The following is a 14,874-nucleotide window of genomic DNA, read 5'->3' on the forward strand; positions in this document are numbered from 1 at the left end:
GCAGAACCGAAAGCAGTTGATCCAAGCGGCTGCAGAGGCCATCTACAAGTACGGAATTCGCGGCACGACCTCGGCGAGAATCCAAGAGTTGTCAGGACTGTCGCAAGGGATGGTAAACCTACACTTTGGCTCCAAAGAAAAGCTTCTGCTTGCGGTGGCTGAGGAATTGTCAGTCCGCTACGCGGAGCAGTGGAAGGTCATCGCAGCCAATCCCGAGTTGGACCCGGCAGACAAGTTAATCTCTTTCATTAAGGCAGACTTCGATCCCTTGGTCCTAAATGCACGGGACGTCGCAATTTGGTTTTCCTTCCGGGCCGAAGCGCTCTCGAACCCGAAGGTATTTCCTTTCATCGACTCGCGAGACAAAGGTTTCAGGGCGGCGATACTGGAGCTGTTGGAGCAAATAAAGGTTGAAGGCCAGTACGATGACGTAGACGCCAATCTTGCAACAGACGCATTGGTTGCTTTGCTGGAAGGGCTCTGGACCGACTACCACTTGCACTCAGAGATCTTCAAACCTTCGGAGGCTTTGAGGATCTGCCTGTTTGTACTGCAATCGATGTTTCCAAAACACTTTAGCAACCAAAAGATCTAAGGATGAAGGTGGCTTTTGAAAATAGGAACCTACCGAGGTCAATCCCTAATCCGTCCGTGTCTCGTGAATGAATCGCCGCAAGTCATTATTCATTGGTTGGGCCCATAAGACGCACATGAGCAATGCAAAACACCAAATAGCAGCGCGCCGATGATCAGCGAACTAGCCGAAGCTTCCAACCCGCGGCCGCGCGCGATCAGCAAGATTCCAATAACAAAGTCAGTAAAAATCCCGAGATGATAGTATGAGTTGCGCCGGCATCTTCAATCCCACCGGTTATGACCGTTTTCACAACAACGACATCAGCGTCGGCATATGTAGCAAGAAGTCTCATGGTTGGGGGCAGGACCGCCAAACTGGCACCAACCTCATTGGCTGCTCCTAACGGTGTCGGACGTTCGTCAGAACTGCCGCTATGACCGGGTCACGGACAAAGTTCTAGGATTCTTCAAACAGATCGGTCATCCGTAGGATTGCACTACACGGCCGTCGAGAGTGGGAAGGAGTACTTTTCTTCTCTTCCGAAAGTGTAGTGACTCAATTCAAGGCCTCCCTACATGCTGAGAAGGCCGTTACGGCTCACCGGTGTCCAGAAACCCTCCGGTGGAGCCTTTCTGTGTGTCTGACGGTATCGTTTCCAAGGCTACGTTGCTGGATGCTCGGGTGCGTCACCCAAAGCCAATAGTAAAAGGATGGCCAAAAGCGGTGATCCAACCAGACCGATCAGGAACCAAATCAAACCGGATCGGTTGCGCCGCCCCGCCATCGTGATCGGCAGGATATAAAGCCAGATCACGCCAACCAGCAAGGCTAGCATAAATATCAGTTGGATAACCGGTGCGTCCATCAATTTTCGCCTTTCATATCTTGACGCCATGTATAACACGGCTGATCCGGTTTGACAGACGGTGGCCCGAATGTGCTCTTGGGCAAATAAAGTAACTCCCGACATTGGTCCCGGGCGTCCTGGCACTCTCCCGGTGGCTTCCTTGGCGATTAAACGGTGTAGTCCCAATGGTTAGAGCGTTCCGGAGCGCACAGTGGCAAGGTCGGGAATGCGGACAAACTTTCTGTGCGTTGAGGGAACCCTCTAAGTCTAGCCAATATCGGCAGATTGGCCATATATCAGTAGTTTTCTACCAAGACGTTTTTCTGTTGGTCACTTGACTAAAGAAAAGACCGCTTTCCGATCTGAACTGCCAATCTCGCTCAAAGCTTCACCCGCAGCACTGCTGGGCTGGGTGATAGCTAGAATAGTGTGCGGCGTGACAACGGACTCCTTGACTTTCCCACTCTACTCAAAATCCTTGCAGTCAATGAGGGGGAGAGGTTGTGCAAGCTGAGGGATTTGTCAAAGGGCGGCCGATTGACCTGGCAGTATTGGACTACGGGCTGTTCAAGGTTCATTCCACGGGTCGCATCATTGGGATCTGCGGCTTTCTGATCCGGACGGATCTGGGAGAAGCCATACTCATCGACACCGGGTTTCCCGAAAAATATGCGACCGATACCGAAGCCGCGGTAAAAGAAGATCTTTTGTATGAGTTTGGCGAAGTCCTGAAATGTGAACCGGAAAACCTGCCGCGCGCGCAACTGGCAAAGCTCGGTCTCATTCCATCAGACATTACGTTGCAGATTTGTACCCACACTCATATCGACCATATCGGGGCATTGGGCGACTTTCCTGGCATTCCGATCCTAATATCTTCCGTGGAGCGGGCTCTGCCTCGTCCATTGTATTGGGGCGGTGTGCGGCCTTTGGAGTGGCCCGATCGGGATTACCTCTTGGTTGATGGCGACGTAGAGATTGGACCAGGTATCCTGGTATTGGCGGCACCCGGTCATGCACCAGGCCAGATCGCCCTGATGGTCGATCTTCCCTCGGGTCCGGTTTTGCTCACCAGTGACGCGATATCCCGACCGTCAGAAATCGATGAGAAATTTGCAGGGTCATGGGATGAAGATGCTGCGATTGCCAGCGCAGACAGGTTGATGCGCCTAGCATCCGAGCGAAACGCCTTTGTGATCTATGGGCATTGTCCAAAACAATGGCCTGTTCTGAAGAAAGCTCCAGAGGTCTACCGTTGACCCACCCAGTGGTCCACTTTTCCCGAAATGGATTGTTCTTCCTGAAAGCTACCTGACGTCCCGCCCTTGATTCAGAATGATTACATTTCCGCTGGTAACGTCACCGGCCGGTGAAATGAGAAAACTGACCCAAGAGGCGATTTGCTCGGGCTGCATCGCCCGACCATGCGGCATGGCGTTAACGGCTTTCTCCAAGACTTCCTCAGACAAGACATTGAACAAGGGCGTCTCGGTCATGGCTGGCGCCAGCGAGTTCACACAGATTTTTTCCTTTGCGTATCGACGGGCGAGGTCTTTCGTAAGGGAATCCATCGCCGCCTTTGATGCCCGGTAGTGCGGAGGGTCAAATACATCGAAATTGTAAGCTCCGTTTGATGAGATATTCACAATCTTTTTGACGCCCTCGCGTTCCAACATCAATCGGACAGCCTGCTGGCAACAATGGAACGCAGAGTTGAAATTGATTGCCATCTGCCTTTCCAGTTCCTCGGGCGGTATATGCGGGAAGTCGGACATGAAGCAGGTGCCAGCGTTGTTCACCAAAGCATCGAGGCCGCCATAAGCTGACTTTATGCCATCAAAGGTCTGGGCGATTGCAATTGGATCCGTCAAGTCAACGCAGATTGGTGTGAAATTTGAACCTAACTCTGCCGCCAGTTCATCCAAACCCTTCTCGTTGAGGTCCAGTCCAAAGACGTGGAACTCACATGTCTGTAATTGGCGGCAGATAGCCTGTCCCATCCCCCCCGCGGCACCAGTCACAACGGCTGTTTTCATAGTAACTCCTCGAACCTTGGCGAAACAGTGGATATCTTGAACTACAGAAGGAAACCCGCAACGCCGGTTTCTGCAAGCATGGATAGTCAATCTCGCAAATATTCAGCGTGCGTCCGGGTTGGGCTCGGAGTTGGACCTTGCGATGTCATTCTTCCGCGCTTTGTTGCCGTATGTGCCTTTCGACGTTGCAACTGAAACAAATGGCAGCATGGTCCGCAAAGCAGACGTTCAAGCAAGTTGCAGCGAATGACCGGTTTGAGCCCATACCGCCCAAGATGCCGCACTATGGCGAAGGTCTGCTTTTGCGCTTGGTCGGCTTCATTATGCTTCCGCGTGCTTATGGTCGGTCATTTCCCGACGCTCAGCCAAGGCTTGGCGCACAATTTGGAAGGCAGACGACAGAAAAAGCCCGGCCATGACGGTTGCCACGACAAGATCAGGCCAACCTGTTGCCGTTCCCCAGACGCCAAGTGCTGCAAACATCACAGCCACGTTCCCAATCGCGTCATTGCGCGAACACAGCCAAACTGACCGAACATTGGCATCACCATCTTTGTAGCGGACCAAAAGCAAGACGCTTGCTAGATTTGTAAGCAACGCAAGAAAGCCAACGCCCCCCATGATCTCTGCAGTTGGAACGCCAACATAGAAGACGCGATAGACAGTCGATCCGAACACCCAAAGGCCCATCATCAGAAGGCTGATGCCTTTGAACAGCGCTGCATTCGTTCTTGCGCGGAGAGAGGCCCCGATAACAGCAAGCGAAATTCCGTAGGTGAGCGCATCGCCTGCGAAGTCGAGTGCGTCTGCCTGCAGCGCTTGGGATTTGGCCAAATGACCCGCTGTCATCTCGACGAAGAACATCGTCGCGTTGAGCGCGATCACGATCCAGAGTCGTCTTTTGTAGTCATCTGAAACACCGTCAAACTTGGCGTCATGTCCGCAGCAACCAGCCATGGGAATCCTCTTTCATCTTTAGTTGTTCATACTGTAATGTCTCTAGCAACTAGAGGTTCAAGAGGTTTCTCCATGTTTTCCATTGGCGAGCTTTCTAAGCGCACAAAGGTCAAAGTTCCGACCATCCGGTACTACGAGGAAATGGGACTACTACCCGAGGCAGAGCGCACGTCAGGCAACCAAAGACGATACGATCAAGCTGGGTTAGAGCGGCTGAGCTTCATTCGCCACGCGCGTGATCTTGGGTTTTCAATTGAAGCAATTTCTTCGCTGATCGAATTGCAAGAGCACCCCGACCGGTCGTGCGAGGCTGCGACGGATATCGCAACATCTCAACTTGAAGAGGTCCGCGCCAAGATCAAACGCCTCCGAACACTTGAAAAGGAACTCAGCCGGATATCAAAGGGCTGCAATGGTGAAGGCGTTTCCGAAGACTGCTACGTATTAGCATCGTTGGCCGACCATGACTTGTGCGACCGAGACCACTAAAACACCGAGAAAGCGGACATTTGACCGCCAAAAGTCAACGGCAGCTTAGTCCGCAGAGCAGACGAACGTCGCATGTCTTTTCAGTGTCTGCTGTGCGGACCTAATATGTCGTTGGTGTGATCTGCTCAAACGACCGCTTTGTGCGAATTGCAAATGAGCGAAAGCACCTCGGGAGGGTTGCAAATCTGGCATCAGGTCGAAAGAGCGTGGCAATCGCTTAACGAAGCGGACAATTATCCAGACTCTGAGCAACGCAGTTCCCGTCAACGCTATCTGGATTTACTTACCGGACTATGAAGCTTGATTATTGCGGTTTGTGTTCGTCTCGTCTGAGTAATAGACACTTGATGCGGTGTTCTTTGGGAGAGTGGCTGTCCTCCTGAAGACCCCTGTCGCTTGTGGTTAGCAAATCAATACCAGGTTGAACGATTGACATGCATTCGCAGTTGGTATGCTATCCGCAACCATAACGTTAACAGAAATTTGCGACACGGTATCGTGAATTCAATGCGGTTAAACGGCTGCAACATGGGAGAAAATAATGAAAAATCCAATACTCGTACTGACGCTTTTGATGACGACGACGTCTTTGGCCAGTGCCGAAACTCTGCGTTGGGCGCGCTCGGGGGATGCGCTGACGCTCGACCCGCATTCGCAGAACGAAGGGCCGACGCATACCGTGCGCCACCAGATGTATGAACCTCTGATCATTCGGGATACGAGCGGTGCGTTTGAGCCTGCGCTGGCGACCGATTGGGCCCCCAGCGAGAGCGATCCGAATGTCTGGGTGTTCAACCTGCGTCAGGGCGTGAAATTCCATGACGGCGCCGATTTCACTGCAGAAGACGTGGTGTTCAGCATCAACCGTGCGAAGCAGCCGAACTCGGACATGAAAGAACTGATCAATTCGATTGTCGAGGTGCGCGCTGTCGACGACCACACGATCGAGATCGAGACGGACGGTCCGAACCCCATTCTGCCTGCGAACCTCACCGACCTGTTCATCATGGACAAGGGCTGGACCGAGGCGAATAACGCGGTCAACGTTCAGGACTTTGAAGGCGGTGAGATCACCTTTGCGACCGTCAATGTGAATGGAACCGGCCCCTACAAACTGGTCAGCCGCGAACCGGACGTCAAAACGGTGATGGAGCGGAACGAAGATTATTGGGGGCGTGATCAGTTCCCGATGGCGATCAGCGAAATCATCTATACCCCGATCCAGAATGACGCGACCCGCGTTGCGGCGATGCTGTCGGGCGAGGTGAACTTCCTTCAGGATATGCCGGTGCAGGACCTGGACCGGGTGAATGCCGTCGACGGTTTGGTCGTCAAACAAGCGCCGCAAAACCGGGTGATCTTCTTTGGAATGAACCAGGGCGCGGACGACATCGAGGCAGATAACGTCGATGGCAAGAACCCACTTGCCGACGTCCGCGTTCGTCGGGCCATGTCCAAAGCGATCAATCGAGATGCCATCCAACAGGTGGTCATGCGCGGTCAGTCGCAACCTGCCGGGATGATCGCCCCGCCGTTCGTGAACGGCTGGACTGCCGAGATGGACAGTGAAAGCAGCACGGATGTTGAAGGTGCAAAGGCGCTTTTGGCCGAAGCGGGTTATCCGGACGGATTCTCGATCCGGCTGGATTGTCCCAACGACCGGTACATCAATGACGAAGGTATCTGTCAGGCCGCTGTCGGGATGCTGGGTCAGATTGGCATCACTGTGAATCTGGATGCCAAACCGAAAGCACAACATTTCCCGCTGATCACGGACGGAAAGACCGATTTCTACATGCTGGGTTGGGGCGTTCCGACGTATGACTCGGAATACATCTTCAACTTCCTGGTCCATGGTCGTGAAAGCGACATCGGGACGTGGAACGGCACCGGGTATGACAATGATGAGTTGGATGCCAAGATCAAGTCGCTGGCCTCGAACACGGATCTCGTCGCGCGAGATCAAGCGATCGCCGAGATCTGGCGCGTGGTGCAGGATGAACAGCTGTATATCCCGATCCACCATCAAGTGTTGAACTGGGGTATGGCTGAAAACCTGGACATCAACGTTGATCCCGAAGATCAGCCTATGGTCAAGCATTTTGGCCTGAAGTAAGAAACGTGGCCGGGCCTCGGGATGCGAGGCCCGCCACCAAAGAGTGGGAGCTATCATGAAACGTCTGACCACTGCCGCGCTATTCTGCGCGCTTGCCTTGCCCGTCGCAGGCGAAGAGTTCACGTTTGCCGTTACAACGGACCCGCAAACAATGGATCCGCATGCCGTCAACTCTGCCCCGGTTCTAGGTTTCTTGAATAACGTCTACGAAGGGCTTGTGCGCAGGGGCAAGGACATGACCATTGAACCGGCGCTGGCCACGAGTTGGGAGACCATCGGGGATGGAGCCGGATGGCGGTTCAAACTGCGCGAGGGCGTAACGTTTCATGATGGTTCTGAATTCAATGCGGATGACGTGATCTTCTCGTACCAGCGGGCGTCTGACGAAAATTCGGACACCCGCAGCTGGTTCGCGCCCGTCAGCGAGGTGGTGAAAGTTGACGACTATACCGTCGATGTCATGACCACTGCGCCGAACCCGATTTTCCCGGACAGCATTGCCAACTGGATGATCATGGATAGCGGCTGGGCCGAGGCAAACGACGCAGCACTCCCTGACAAAGAATCGGGCAACTATGCGACCCTGAACGCCAATGGCACCGGTGCTTTCCGAGTCACCGCGCGAGAGCCGGGCCTGCGCACTGTTCTGGAGCCGTTCGACGGCTGGTGGGACACAGCAGAACACAACCTGACCCGCGCTGAATTGGTGCCAATCCAAAACCCGGCAACCGCTCTGGCGGCTTTGTTGTCCGGAGATGTCGACTTCATCAACCCGGTCCCAATTCAGGATGTGGCTCGGTTGCAAGGCAGTCCGGATGTGAAGGTCATTCAGGGCGTCGAAGCGCGCGTGATCATGCTGGGGTTTGATCAGCAGGAAGGCTCGAGCGAAGCCGGGCAGGGTGGCTCGGACCTTTTCCGGGATGTGCGCGTCCGCGAGGCGGTAGCAAAGGCAGTCAACGTTCCAGCCATCCTGCAAACCATCATGCGCGGCAATGCTGAGGTGGCGAGCCAGTTGGTCAGTCCCGCGATGCGTGGCTATTCGGCTGCGAATGCGGACCCCTATGGCTACGATCCCGAGGGTGCCAAAGCTTTGCTGGCCGAGGCTGGCGCTGAGGGGGCTGAGATCAGCTTTAAATGCCCCAACAATCGCTACCTGAACGACGAAGCCGTTTGCCAGGCGATCACCGCCATGCTGTCTCAGGCCGGGCTGAACGTGACGCTCGATGCGATGCCGGTTCAGAACTACTGGCCTGAACTGCGGGCCGACAACTTTGATATGTATCTGTTGGGTTGGTCACCCGGTACGTTCGATGCCGAGCATCCCGTGCGTTTCCTCGCTTCGACCCCAAATGAGGAAAAGAAGTTGGGGTCGTGGAACTTTGGCGGCTATTCGAACGCTCGCGTGGATGAATTGCTGCCGCTGATCCAGTCCGAGATTGACGAACCCACACGTCAGGCAATGCTGGACGAGGTGGCAGGTATCCTGCACGATGAGGTGGCCTATGTACCGCTTTACGTTCAACCGCTGGTCTGGGGCGCGCGCAGCAATATCGAGCTGACACAACGGCCCGACAACTTCTTCCTTCTGCGCTGGGTAACGGTCAACTAAATGCTGTCATACATTATCAGGCGTGTGGCTCAGTCGGCGCTGGTTCTGTTCGTCGTGGGCCTGGTCGCCTTTTCCATGTTCCGCTTTGTCGGAGATCCGATCGACAACATGCTGGGGCAAGAGCGGACCATGGAAGATGTGGAACGTCTGCGGTCGCAGTTGGGGCTCGATCAGCCGTTTCCGGTGCAATATGTGAAGTTTTTGCAGGAAGCGGTACAGGGCAATTTCGGCGTCAGCTTCCGTCAAGGGCGTCCGGTCGCGGAAATCCTGGCCGAACGCGCTCCGGCAACGTTGGAACTGGCGCTGGTCTCAGCCGTGTTTGCCATAGTCTTGGGCATCGCGCTGGGTGTGTTCACCGCAATCCGGCGAGACGGGTTTGCAGCGAATTTCATCATGTCAGCATCTCTGATCGGGGTGTCCCTGCCGACATTCCTGATCGGAATCCTGTTGATTTACATCTTCTCGGTCGAACTTGGCTGGCTGCCCAGCTTTGGGCGCGGAGAAGTCGTAGACCTGGGTTGGTGGAGCACCGGCTTGCTGACAAGCAGTGGCCTCAAGGCGCTGATCCTGCCAGCGATTACATTGGGTCTATACCAAATGACCCTCATCATGCGGCTGGTGCGCTCCGAGATGTTGGAAGTACTCCGGCAAGACTATATCCGCTTTGCTCGCGCCCGTGGGCTGAGTGACCGGACCATCAATTTCCGCCATGCGCTGAAGAATACTATGGTCCCGGTCATTACCATTATCGGCCTGCAACTGGGCGCCATCATCGCGTTTGCCATCATCACCGAGACAGTGTTTCAGTGGCCGGGCCTGGGCCTTCTGTTCATCAATGCAATCCAATTCGTGGATATCCCTGTCATGGCAGCATACCTGATGATGATCTCGGTCATCTTTGTCACCATCAACCTTGCGGTCGATATCCTTTACGCCTTCATCGACCCGCGCCTGAGGGTCAGCGCATGAGCCGTGTGAAACGCATTCTGGACAGCGACCAGTTCTACGCCTTCCGCCGCTCGCCTGTCGCCATGGTGTCGGCGACAGTGGCATTGATCCTGATCCTGGCCACGATCCTCGCACCACTGATTGCGCCGACAAACCCGTTTGATCCGGCCAGCCTGAACCTGATGAACGGCTTCACCCCGCCGATGGAACCCAATGCCTTTACAGGCGAAACCTTCCTGATGGGCACAGACGATCAGGGGCGTGATGTGTTCTCGACCATCCTCTACGGAATGCGGATCTCGCTATTCGTTGGGGTGGCGGCCGTTCTGTTCGCGATGGTTCTGGGGATCATTCTGGGCCTGTTATCAGGGTATTTCGGCGGTTGGACCGAAACCATCATCATGCGCACGGCGGATGTGCAGCTGACTTTCCCATCGATCCTTCTGGCCATGCTGATCTTTGGGATCGCCAAAGGCATTACCCCGGTGGAGTATCGCGACCAGATGGCGATCTGGGTGCTGATCCTGGCCATTGGACTGTCCGATTGGGTGCAGTTCGCTCGTGTCGTCCGGGGCGCAACGTTGGTTGAGAAGAACAAAGATTACGTCGCCGCCGCGCGCATCATCGGACAAAGCCCGCTGACCATCATGCTGCGCCATATCCTGCCCAATGTACTGTCACCGGTGCTGGTGATCGCGACTATCTCATTGGCGCTGGCGATCATTGCCGAGGCGACGCTCAGTTTCCTTGGCGTTGGCGCGCCACCGACCCAGCCCTCGCTGGGGACGCTGATCCGCATTGGGCAGGGATTCCTGTTCTCGGGCGAGTGGTGGATCCTGTTCTTCCCGGCCTGCACCCTGCTGGCACTGGCGCTGAGTGTGAACCTGCTGGGCGACTGGCTGCGTGACGTTCTGAACCCGAGGCTGAAATGACCGATCCCGTTCTTTCGATCCGCAACCTGACAGTGGAAATCCCCACACGCCACGGCATCTTCAAGCCGGTCGAGCATGTGACCTACGACCTGCATCCTGGCGAGATCCGGGGCGTTGTCGGCGAAAGCGGTGCTGGCAAGTCCATGACCGGCAACGCCGTGATCGGCCTTCTGGACCCCCCGGCCCATGTCTCCGAAGGTGAGGTCTGGCTGAACGGTCGCCGGATTGACGAACTGGACGCCGAGGACAAACGCCGAATCCGGGGCAAAGAGATCGGGATGATCTTTCAGGACCCGCTAACCTCGCTGAACCCGTTGTTCACAGTGGGTGAGCAATTGGTCGAGACGATCCAGCTTCACCTCGGCCTGTCCGCTTCCGAGGCCAAAAAACGCGCCATTTCTCTGCTGGATCGCGTGTCCATCCCCGACCCGGCGGACCGTTTCAACCAGTATCCGCACCAGTTTTCCGGTGGGATGCGTCAGCGGGTGGTAATCGCGCTTGCACTCTGTACCGAGCCCAGCGTTCTGATCGCGGACGAACCCACAACGGCCTTGGATGTGTCTGTCCAAGCGCAGGTGTTGGATCTGATCAAGGAACTGGCGAAAGAGCGTCAGGTCGGCGTGATCCTCGTTACCCACGATATGGGCGTTATCGCCGACACCACGGACTCGGTTACCGTGATGTATTCCGGTCATGTGGTTGAAAGCGGAACGACCGATCAGATCCTCGGCGCACCGAAACATGAGTATACCAAATCTCTGATTGCCGCCGTGCCGCGCCCGCACACCAAAGTAGAGCGTTTCCCAGTGGTCAATTATGGCGAGCGGGAAAGAACCTTCAAGATCGACGATCTGGCGGCCCATTGGGAAAAGACCGATCTGTCGAAATCCGGCAAACTGCTGGAAATCGAAAGCATTACTAAAACGTTCCTCCAAAAGGGCGGGCTGCTGCCCTCGCAACGCAAGTACTTCACTGCCGTCGATCAGGTGAGTTTCGACATTCGCGACGGTGAGGTTTTTGGCCTTGTCGGCGAAAGTGGCTCTGGCAAGTCTACAGTCGCCCGGATGATTGGAACACTCTATCCTGTGGACGGTGGTCGGGTGATCTTTGATGGCGAAGACGTCACAGTGATGGAGGCAGAGGCCCTGCAAGCCTACCGCCGCCAGATCCAGATGATCTTTCAAGACCCGTTCTCCAGCCTAAATCCCCGCATGAGGGTCGGGGACCTCGTTGCCGAGCCCATCCATCATCACAAAATCCTGCCCAAGCCCGCAATTGAACCGCGCGTGCGCGAACTGCTTGACTGGGTTGGCCTGGCCAAGGACGCGTGGCGCAAGTATCCACACGAGTTTTCCGGTGGGCAGCGTCAGCGCATTTGTATTGCTCGCGCCCTCGCAACTCAGCCCCGTTTTCTGATCTGCGATGAGCCGACCAGCGCCCTGGACGTATCCATTCAGGCGCAAATCCTGAACATTCTCAAAGACCTGCAGGAGCATCTGGGCCTGACTATGCTCTTTATCAGCCATGATCTTCCTGTCGTACGTCAGATGTGTGACCGGGTGGGCGTGATGCGGCATGGGAAGCTGCTTGAGGTTCAGGAGACGGACGCGTTGTTCGAAGCTCCCGAGCATCCGTATACACGGGAACTATTGGATTTGATGCCACGGCTAAAGCAATTGGCATAACCTTAACGGTTTGGTCTTGCATCGGTTTTCCAGAAGAAGTTGTTTGAGAGGTACGCGCGCAAGCAATCAACGGTAGTTTGAATTCAAACACCGACTTGAATTGGCTCCATCGCAAGGCGTCTAGTATTCGTTGTCGACCCAATTTCGGACCTGGACGAAGCTAGATGAAATGCAATCTCGATCAATGAGGTCTGCGTCGAGGTCACAGCCGACGGCAGCAATACGGTTTGCGACTTCAGAATTCAGGATACCCCTTGAAAGACAGCTTTCCGCGCCTCACCAAACATCTCGACACGGCAGTACGCGAGACTTGTAGGGGACTAGGTGTCGGTCATTGGTTTCAAACCGAGCGGCTACGGCACACACCCCCTATGCCGGACCAAAGCATCGGAGAACTGACCTCAGAAACAAGTCTGCGGCTGGATTCCAACCAATACACTGTCCACTAGCGCGCATAAGCGCTGAGTTCCGGACCTTGCAGAGCGGAAAATATCCGCTCTGCAGTTCCTGAATAGAATCTGCAGGTGGCTAGAAAGGGTTTGCCTGCTTGCCGCCGAACGCAAACGGCACTCCGTCCGGATCACACAGGATGGGGATTTGAGCTTGAACGGATTCGCTTAAGTTCAAGGAGGCCGGATGCGCCCCTTTGGTTTCAGCGGCACGGAAGGCGTCAGGGACTGAAGCAACTTTTAGGCTCTGTACCCAAGATGCGTTTGAGGCGGTTGCCCAAGTCGCGGCATGCTGGATTGCAACAAGACGGCCCCGAGGCCCGAGGAGAGTGGCGCAATCCTGGTCCCGGTCGGGAGACACCTGCCATCCGAAGAGTTCGATGTAGAACGCTTGCGGAAAGTCATCACCGTTGCCGATATACACTTCAGGGCCAAACTGCCGTCTCGGCACGGGGAAACTGTGCCGAGACAGCGAAATCCCCACCAACGCGCCGAGCGGATCGCGAACGAGTGCGTTGCGCCCGACGCCCGGCACCTCGAATGGCTCCCGAACAACTTGGCCTCCGAGCGTGTCGACGCGCTTGGCCGCCAGGTCCACGTCGGGGACCTCGATGTAGGCGACCCAGCCATTCGCTTGTTCCGGCGGCGTCTCGATTAACCCCGCGCCCGCTTCGTCACCGGAGAGGGCGAGGACGAAATCCTGCTCGCCGCCACCCCATGCAAAATCCGATGCCCGCTCGACTTCATAAGACCAGTCGGCGACGTGCTGGTAGAATGCCATTGAGCGCGCCCTGTCCGGTGTGAATAGGTCATGCCATACGATTTGACCGGCTTTCGACTGTGTCATCGCCTTACTTCCTGACATCTTTGAGTTTTTTGACTCCGCGGACCATCTTCCCAAACGCCTTGTCGCGCGACCTGCGTTCCGCAAGACTCGCCGAGTTAAACGCATCTTCGGCCATGAGCTTGCGCCATCTGCGAAGCCGATCGCTATCAAGAACACCCTCATCGATAGCCTTCAGAACAGCGCATTCCGGCTCAGAATCGTGCTGACAGTTCTTGAATCGACACTGCGCGGCCAACTCCTGAATGTCGGCGAAAAGATCATTGATACCTTCCGCTGCATCGGTGAGCTGCAGTTCCCGCATGCCCGGAGTGTCCAAGACCAGACAGCCATTGGGCATCGCATGAAGCTCGCGCCGCGTTGTCGTATGCCGCCCCTTTGCGTCGTCCTCACGAATGGTTTGGGTTTCAATGGACTGACTCTCGAGCAGCGCATTGGCCAACGTTGATTTACCAACACCAGATGAGCCGAGAAACGCCACCGTCTTGCCGGGTTTGCACCAGGGAAGCAGTTTTGTCCGGGGCGCGTCTCCGCGGGCGTCAAGGGCGACCACGTCGATCATGTCCGATACCGCGCGAGCCGCGTCGACATAGTTCTGCGGGTCTGTCACGAGGTCGGTCTTTGTGACGACGATGACGGGTGTCATCCGTGCCTCAAAAGCCAGAGCTGCATAGCGTTCGAGCCGGGCCACCTTGAAGTCCTGATTGCAAGACGTGACGATAAAGGCCGTATCAATGTTCGCCGCGATCAGTTGTTCCTGCCGGTCGGTTCCGGGCGCACGCCGCTTTATGAGGCTTGTGCGCTCAAGAACCCGACTGGAGCGCGGACGTGTGGAGTCCAGCATCAGCCAGTCTCCGACAGTTGCGTCGGCTCCCGGCGGAAGTACCGTATCTATGCCGTCACCGACGACATGCAGCCCATTGCGATGCACTTCGACAACGCGAACGGGAGGTGTCGCCGACAAGTCCTCTACGCTGATCTGTTGGGCGAAAAACGGTTGCCATCCCAATGCCTGAAGAGGGCTGGGATTGGCGTGCGATCCGGCGTCGCTTGCGCGAAGCGGAAGGAAGTCGGAGTAATCCCTTGTCATAGGGTGTTCACTTTCATGTCTCTGGCCCAGGTCAGATTTGGGCGCTGATGGTAGGAAAGAGTGCGCACATCAAAACACTCCGTCGGCAACAAAGCGACGGCGGTGCTTCAGATTTTGAATATGCTCCGGGAGGCGCGCTGCCTCCCTTCCTTACCGGGACATAAAATCTCCATTTCCGATTAAGTGCACATAGGAAGACCGCGGGCAGAACACAACAGTTGACCGGTGATTTGGCGCACTTCGTCACTTCTCTGCAGCAACCGTTCAACACGAAGAAGAGTGTGTGAGCTTTACC

The 14,874-nt window shown here is 55.6% G+C and carries 13 protein-coding genes; 8 read left to right on the plus strand and 5 right to left on the minus strand.

All coding sequences use genetic code 11. From position 1 onward, the window contains the following. The first annotated feature begins 16 nt into the window (after positions 1-16). Positions 17-595, plus strand: a complete 579-nt coding sequence (locus tag ACR0CU_RS03125; protein ID WP_254428901.1) for a TetR/AcrR family transcriptional regulator — start codon at positions 17-19, stop codon at positions 593-595. Between the two features lie 643 nt (positions 596-1,238). On the opposite strand, the gene ACR0CU_RS03130 is transcribed toward ACR0CU_RS03125, so the two are convergent. Further along, entirely contained in the window at positions 1,239-1,442 is a 204-nt protein-coding gene (locus ACR0CU_RS03130) for a hypothetical protein (RefSeq protein WP_170389536.1), read from the minus strand. Positions 1,443-1,927: 485 nt separating this feature from the next. Here ACR0CU_RS03130 and ACR0CU_RS03135 point away from each other — a divergent pair, with 485 nt between their 5' ends. After that, a complete protein-coding gene (locus tag ACR0CU_RS03135) occupies positions 1,928-2,683 on the plus strand; it encodes an N-acyl homoserine lactonase family protein (protein WP_480642437.1) in 756 nt (251 codons plus the stop codon). A 48-nt stretch (positions 2,684-2,731) separates the two neighbouring features. On the opposite strand, the gene ACR0CU_RS03140 is transcribed toward ACR0CU_RS03135, so the two are convergent. Both ACR0CU_RS03140 and ACR0CU_RS03145 read right to left on the minus strand, forming a co-directional pair. Further along, positions 2,732-3,460, minus strand: coding sequence for an SDR family NAD(P)-dependent oxidoreductase (locus ACR0CU_RS03140; RefSeq protein ID WP_480642439.1), 729 nt, complete (start codon positions 3,458-3,460; stop codon positions 2,732-2,734). A gap of 321 nt (positions 3,461-3,781) precedes the next feature. Beyond that, the gene (locus ACR0CU_RS03145) at positions 3,782-4,417 is read right to left on the minus strand and encodes a cation efflux transmembrane domain-containing protein (protein WP_170528116.1); all 636 of its coding nucleotides are present in this window, start codon (positions 4,415-4,417) and stop codon (positions 3,782-3,784) included. 72 nt (positions 4,418-4,489) lie between these two features. Here ACR0CU_RS03145 and ACR0CU_RS03150 point away from each other — a divergent pair, with 72 nt between their 5' ends. The 6 genes from ACR0CU_RS03150 to ACR0CU_RS03175 all read left to right on the plus strand — a co-directional run bounded on the left by ACR0CU_RS03150 (position 4,490) and on the right by ACR0CU_RS03175 (position 12,196). Then, positions 4,490-4,906, plus strand: coding sequence for a MerR family transcriptional regulator (locus tag ACR0CU_RS03150; RefSeq protein ID WP_170528118.1), 417 nt, complete (start codon positions 4,490-4,492; stop codon positions 4,904-4,906). A gap of 541 nt (positions 4,907-5,447) precedes the next feature. Continuing rightward, a complete protein-coding gene (locus ACR0CU_RS03155; RefSeq protein WP_170357425.1) occupies positions 5,448-7,022 on the plus strand; it encodes an ABC transporter substrate-binding protein in 1,575 nt (524 codons plus the stop codon). A 55-nt stretch (positions 7,023-7,077) separates the two neighbouring features. Then, the gene (locus ACR0CU_RS03160; RefSeq protein ID WP_170339896.1) at positions 7,078-8,631 is read left to right on the plus strand and encodes an ABC transporter substrate-binding protein; all 1,554 of its coding nucleotides are present in this window, start codon (positions 7,078-7,080) and stop codon (positions 8,629-8,631) included. Further along, complete coding sequence (locus ACR0CU_RS03165) at positions 8,632-9,600, plus strand: ABC transporter permease (protein ID WP_170445184.1); 969 nt, start codon at positions 8,632-8,634, stop codon at positions 9,598-9,600. Continuing rightward, positions 9,597-10,511, plus strand: a complete 915-nt coding sequence (locus ACR0CU_RS03170; protein WP_170339892.1) for an ABC transporter permease — start codon at positions 9,597-9,599, stop codon at positions 10,509-10,511. The genes ACR0CU_RS03165 and ACR0CU_RS03170 overlap by 4 nt, the downstream gene beginning before the upstream one ends. Next, on the plus strand, positions 10,508-12,196 hold the full coding sequence (locus ACR0CU_RS03175; RefSeq protein ID WP_170445187.1) for an ABC transporter ATP-binding protein: 1,689 nt from the start codon (positions 10,508-10,510) through the stop codon (positions 12,194-12,196). The genes ACR0CU_RS03170 and ACR0CU_RS03175 overlap by 4 nt, the downstream gene beginning before the upstream one ends. Before the next feature lie 528 nt (positions 12,197-12,724). Here ACR0CU_RS03175 and ACR0CU_RS03180 read toward each other — a convergent pair. Continuing rightward, entirely contained in the window at positions 12,725-13,510 is a 786-nt protein-coding gene (locus tag ACR0CU_RS03180; protein WP_170389567.1) for a VOC family protein, read from the minus strand. Further along, entirely contained in the window at positions 13,497-14,579 is a 1,083-nt protein-coding gene (gene rsgA / locus ACR0CU_RS03185; protein WP_170445190.1) for a ribosome small subunit-dependent GTPase A, read from the minus strand. The genes ACR0CU_RS03180 and rsgA overlap by 14 nt, the downstream gene beginning before the upstream one ends. Positions 14,580-14,874 lie beyond the last annotated feature (295 nt).

This window comes from Ruegeria sp. BC2, from assembly GCF_056539245.1.